The 5,104-nt window shown below is 64.5% G+C and carries 5 protein-coding genes; 3 read left to right on the top strand and 2 right to left on the bottom strand.

From position 1 onward, the window contains the following. Positions 1 to 62 precede the first annotated feature (62 nt). Both lptF and lptG read left to right on the top strand, forming a co-directional pair. On the top strand, positions 63 to 1,259 hold the full coding sequence (lptF, locus tag QZ847_RS04490; RefSeq protein WP_294191389.1) for an LPS export ABC transporter permease LptF: 1,197 nt from the start codon (positions 63 to 65) through the stop codon (positions 1,257 to 1,259). Beyond that, a complete protein-coding gene (gene lptG / locus QZ847_RS04485) occupies positions 1,256 to 2,350 on the top strand; it encodes an LPS export ABC transporter permease LptG (protein WP_294353475.1) in 1,095 nt (364 codons plus the stop codon). Before lptF ends, lptG begins: the two co-directional genes overlap by 4 nt. Positions 2,351 to 2,409: 59 nt before the next feature. On the opposite strand, the gene QZ847_RS04480 is transcribed toward lptG, so the two are convergent. Continuing rightward, positions 2,410 to 3,489, bottom strand: a complete 1,080-nt coding sequence (locus QZ847_RS04480) for a fatty acid desaturase (RefSeq protein WP_294353472.1) — start codon at positions 3,487 to 3,489, stop codon at positions 2,410 to 2,412. A gap of 87 nt (positions 3,490 to 3,576) precedes the next feature. On the opposite strand from QZ847_RS04480, the gene QZ847_RS04475 reads away from it, so the two are divergent. Then, the gene (locus QZ847_RS04475; RefSeq protein ID WP_294353470.1) at positions 3,577 to 4,761 is read left to right on the top strand and encodes an N-acetyltransferase; all 1,185 of its coding nucleotides are present in this window, start codon (positions 3,577 to 3,579) and stop codon (positions 4,759 to 4,761) included. A 76-nt stretch (positions 4,762 to 4,837) separates the two neighbouring features. On the opposite strand, the gene QZ847_RS04470 is transcribed toward QZ847_RS04475, so the two are convergent. Next, positions 4,838 to 5,083 carry a hypothetical protein gene (locus QZ847_RS04470; RefSeq protein ID WP_294193070.1) on the bottom strand — a complete coding sequence of 82 codons (246 nt, stop codon included), beginning with the start codon at positions 5,081 to 5,083 and terminating at the stop codon, positions 4,838 to 4,840. Positions 5,084 to 5,104: the final 21 nt, after the last annotated feature.

Genomic DNA, 5,104 nt, shown 5'->3' with positions numbered 1-5,104 from the left:
CCCGTTCACCTGCCTATAGCCGGAGCCTTTCCGTCGTTCTTGCGAGGCCGCGTCGCGCGCACATGAAATCGATCGACCGCTACATGGCCCGGCTGATCGCGCTGCCATTGTTCTCCACCCTGTTCATTGCCGCGATGCTGCTGATCCTTGATCGCATTCGCCGCCTGTTCGACTTCGTCGCAACCCAGGGCGGCCCGGTCAGCGTAGTGTGGAAGATGCTGGCCAACCTGCTGCCCGAGTATCTCGGCCTCGGTATACCGATCGGACTGATGCTGGGCGTGCTGCTCGCGTTCCGCCGCATCGCGACCTCGAGCGAGCTCGACGTGATGCGCGGCGTCGGCATGAGCTACGCGCGCCTGCTGCGCGTGCCGTACATGTACGCGATCGTGCTCGCAGCGGCTAACATCGCCATCGTCGGCTACATCCAGCCGATCGCGCGCTACAATTACGAGAAGCTCCGCTTCGAGCTGCGCACCGGCGCGCTCGGCGCCTCGGTCAAGGTTGGCGAGTTCACGCATCTGGGCGACCGCATGACGATGCGGATCGAGGGCAGCCGCGACAAGGGGCGCAAGCTGTCGGGCATCTTCGTCCACGCACAAACACCCAAGGGCGATTGGGTCGGCGTTACCGCCGAGGGTGGGCAGTTCCTCGCCACCGACGATCCCAACGTCATCATCTTTCGCCTGACGAACGGCACGCTGATCCACAATCGCGCGGATTTCACGACCCCGCGTACGCTCTCCTTCTCGTCGCACGATCTGCCGATCGATCTGCCGAAGTTCGAGAGTTTTCGCACACGCGGCGGCAAGAACCTGGAATACACGCTGCCTCAGCTCGCGAAGCTTGGTCACGCGAGCGGAACGGAGGCGCAGCGCGACAGCAGTCGCGCGGAATTCCATTTCCGCCTGGCCGAGGTCGTCTCGATGTTTCTGCTTCCGCTGCTCGCGGTCGCGCTAGGCGTGCCGCCCAAGCGATCCAGTTCGGCGCTCGGCGTGTTCCTGTCGATCGTGATGGTGGTGACCTACCACAAGGTGAACCAATATGCCGCCAGCGTCGGAGAGCGCGGCGCGATCGATCCGCTGATCGCGCTCTGGGTGCCGTTCCTCGTCTTCGCGGGGCTGATCGTGTGGATGTACTACACCGTCGCCTATGTTCCCGGCGGGCAGCCGATCGGCGCGCTGGAGCGGTTCTTCTCGAAAACATGGAAGCTGATCGTGCGCTATCTGCCAGGTCGCAATCGCCGCAAGGCCGCGGCATGAAGGGCTTTTTCCCGTCGCGCACCGTCGCGCTCTACATGGCGCGGCTGTTTCTCACCCGCACCTTCGGCATCCTCGCCGGCCTCGTGCTGGTGCTTCAGGCGCTCGACCTGCTGAGCGAATCGGGCAAGATTCTCGCCGTCAGCGGCAACGGCGACGCTGAGGTCTGGCGCTACGTCGGGCTGCGCCTGCCGCAGATCGTCTCGACCTTTCTGCCCTTCTCGGTGCTGCTCGGCACCATCCTGACGCTGATCACGATGAACGCCAACAGCGAAGTAATCGCGCTGAAAGCTGCGGGTCTTTCCGCGCACCAATTGCTCGCGCCGCTGATCCTCGCCAGCCTCGGCGTCGCCGCCGTCACCTTCGTCTTTACCGATCGGGTCGTCAGCCGATCGACCGCGACGCTGTCACAGTGGCAGCGCGTCAACTACGGCCCCCTCCCGGTGGACCGGGGCGAACGATCCAACGTCTGGGTATTGTCGGGGCAGGATCTGATCCAGGTCGACCAGATCAAGGGCCGCGGCGATCAGGCGCAGCTCGGCGGCGTCACGGTTTACCTGCGCTCGGCCACCGGGGGTTTACGCGGCCTGCTGACCGCGCCCAACGGCCGCCGCTCGGGCGATGGCTGGCTGATCCGGCCGACCAAGCAGTTCGACGTGGCGAGCGGGCGCGTCACGATGCTGGGCGAACAGATCATCGGGCGCGGCGTGCGCACCGACCAGTTCACGCTCGCGACTGTCGATGCCGACAGCCTGTCGTTCGGCGCGCTGCGCAATGCGATCAACGATCTCGAGGAAGCGGGTCGTCCGGTGAAGGCACTGGAAGGATCGCTGTGGCACAAGCTCTCGGCGCCGCTCTCGTCGGTGCTAATGCCGTTGCTGGGCGCCGTAGCCGCGTTCGGCATCGCGCGGTCGGGGCAGTTGTTCGTGCGCGCAGTAGTCGGCATGGCGCTAGGATTCGCCTATTTCGTCGCGGACAATTTCGCGTTGGCGATGGGTAATCTGGGAGCCTACCCGCCCTTCCTTGCCGCCTGGGCGCCGTTCCTGCTCTTCCTGCTGATCGGCGAGGCAGTGCTGCTGCGGACAGAGGAATGAAAAAGGGCGGCGCCTCGATCGGAGACGCCGCCCTTTTTACCCTACCGAAGGTTACGAGATCAGCGCGGCCGGATCGTCGCCACCGCCAGCTTGCCGACCAGCGCCGGCAAGCCCTTGTAGCTTGCCTTGTGGTACGGCGATGCGGGCTCCAGCACCTTCGACAACCGCCGATGCGCCTCCGCCAGTGAGTGGTATGGAAGACCCGGCAACAGGTGATGCAGCGCGTGGTAACGCAGTCCCACCGGCGCCCACAACACCGGCAGCAGCGCGGGCGGCGGCACGTTGACGGTATCGAGATACTGCGCCGTGACGCTCATCGCCTCGCCCTCATTCTCCCATAAATGCGCGACGAGCGTGCGGACCTGATTGATCAGTGCAACACCCGCACCCACCACCATGAAGATCGCGAATGCCTTGAACGGGATCACACCCACCGCAGTCAGCGCGACGAGCGCCATCGCCCATACCGCTGTCGCCGCCTCAAGCCGGACCCAACGCGCGCGCTCCTCACCCTCGGGCATGCGGCGGCGGAACGACGGATTGATCGACAGCGCCGAGTAGCGCGACACCACCGCAGTGCGCAGCCGCGGCAACAAGGCCGACAGCGGCGCCAGCACAGCATAGCGGATCAGCAGCCCGACCGGCGCCAGCATCGACACGATCACGAACACCGGCAACGTCCACGGCTTCATCAGCGCCAGCGGCAGATACTCCGGGTCTTCCGACGTGCCATAGCGCGTCTTGGCATGGTGCAGGTTGTGCACGCCTTCGTACATAAATGACGGGATCATCATCGGCACGCCGATCAACGTGTTCCAGCCAGCGCGAAAGCCACGGAGCTGCGCATGCTTCACGTGTGTCAATTCGTGGATCATGCTCATGCCGCGGTACAACGCCAGCATCGATACGACCCCGGCGACGATCATCACCGCGGTCGACGCCGTGGCGATCGCCAACGCCAGTGCGCCGTAGCCGACGACCGACGACGCGATCAGGTCGACCCAGTAAATGCCGGCACGCGGCTGCACGAGATCGCGCGTCAGTTCGGCGGCAGTCCGCAGCATCGCCTTGTCGTCGGGAATGCGCGCGCGAACGCCGGCAGCCGGGGCGGATGCACGGTCGAGGGTCATGCTAGTCATGGCTTGCTCCATGAACAGAATATAGTGGCGACACAGTGACCGTAACAGGCGCGCACCGTCACGATGCGGCGCAAATGCTCACTCGCCATGATCGATCGCGCCGGTTATTTCCGGTTTATGTCCGACACCCTCTGCATCACCCCGGTCACCAGCAAGCGCGATCTCAAGGCGTTCGTCGACCTGCCGTTCCGGCTGTACCGCGACGATCCCAACTGGGTGCCGCCATTGAAGGGTGAGGCGCTTGGCCTCATCACGCCGGAGAAGAATGGCTGGTACAGCCACGCCGACGTTCAACTATTCCTTGCCCACCGCGGGGATCGGGTGGTCGGGCGTATTTCCGCGCACATCGACACGCTCGCGCTCACCATGCCTGCGACGCAGGGCTTCGGCCCCGGCGTCGGCCAATGGGGGCTGATGGACGCGGAGGAAGAGGCCGTCTTCACCGCCCTGCTCGCCGCCGCCGAGGACTGGCTACGCGGCAAGGGCATGGTTCGCGCGCTCGGCCCGATCTCGCAATCGATCTGGGAGGAGCCGGGACTGCTGATCGAGGGATACGACCATCCACCGACAATCATGATGGGTCACGCGAAACGCGAATATCGCGGCTGGATCGAACGCGCCGGCTATTCGCCGGTCAAGCAACTGATCACCTATGACCTCGACATTACGCAGGAGTTCCCCAAGCTCGTCAAACGCATCATCAAATCGGGTGAGGCCAACCCCAGCATCGTCATCCGCGAGGTCGACAAGCGCAAGTTCGAGCAGGAAGCAGCGATCATCCTCGACATCCTGAACGACGCCTGGTCGGACAATTGGGGCTTCGTCCCCCTCACCCCGCCCGAGATCAAGGATGTCGGCGTCAAGCTCAAGCCGATCGTCTTCAACGACCTGATCCGCATCGCCGAACTGGAAGGAAAGCCGGTCGCGTTCATGATCACGCTTCCCGATCTGAACGAGGCGATCAAGCCTTTGAACGGTTCGCTGTTGCCCTTCGGCTGGGCCAAACTGCTGCTGTGGCTGCGCAAGCCCAAGGTCCACACGATGCGCGTGCCACTGATGGGTGTGCGCAAGGAACTGCAATCCTCGCGCCTCGCCAGCCAGCTCGCCTTCATGATGATCGAAGCAATCCGGAAGGCCTCCGTCGAGCATTACGGCGCCAGCCGAGGCGAAATCGGCTGGGTGCTCGATGATAATCAGGGCATGAACTCGATCGCGACCGCAATCGAGAGCAAGGTCAACAAGGTCTACCAGGTCTACGAGCGCGCCCTGTAAGCGGCGACGCGCTGCTGCGGCCAGCGTCCCTTTCAGACATCGCCGGCGCACCTCATCGGCGCGCCGGCCACGAACCTCACTGCTTCGCCGCGGCGAGGACGTCGACGTCGAGCGCCTTCCACTGCGCAACGGTGTGGCATTCGCGATGACGAATGCGCGAGCCGGTCATCTGGCTGTCGATGCAGTAACGCTGTTCGGGGCTGACGGCCTGCGTTGGTGCCGGCATCTCGGTCGCGGGCGGCGGCGGCGACTTGGGCTCTGCATGAGCGGCAGCACCGGTCAGTGAGGCAGCGAGCGCGGCGAGGATGATGGTCGACTTCATGGCACTTCTCCCGACGGCCCC

It is taken from the genome of uncultured Sphingomonas sp. (genome assembly GCF_913778135.1).
In the GTDB taxonomy this organism is placed as follows: domain Bacteria; phylum Pseudomonadota; class Alphaproteobacteria; order Sphingomonadales; family Sphingomonadaceae; genus Sphingomonas.
Note: the sequence above shows the minus strand (reverse complement) of the source record. Positions and strands in the feature narration are given on the sequence as shown.

What these genes read in the sequence shown, in the direction of transcription:
- lptF (WP_294191389.1), top strand. Translation starts at nt 63, where the DNA reads ATGAAATCGATCGACCGCTACATGGCCCGGCTGATCGCGCTGCCATTG.
- QZ847_RS04475 (WP_294353470.1), top strand. Translation starts at nt 3,577, where the DNA reads ATGATCGATCGCGCCGGTTATTTCCGGTTTATGTCCGACACCCTCTGC.
- QZ847_RS04480 (WP_294353472.1), bottom strand. Translation starts at nt 3,489, where the DNA reads ATGACTAGCATGACCCTCGACCGTGCATCCGCCCCGGCTGCCGGCGTT.
- lptG (WP_294353475.1), top strand. Translation starts at nt 1,256, where the DNA reads ATGAAGGGCTTTTTCCCGTCGCGCACCGTCGCGCTCTACATGGCGCGG.
- QZ847_RS04470 (WP_294193070.1), bottom strand. Translation starts at nt 5,083, where the DNA reads ATGAAGTCGACCATCATCCTCGCCGCGCTCGCTGCCTCACTGACCGGT.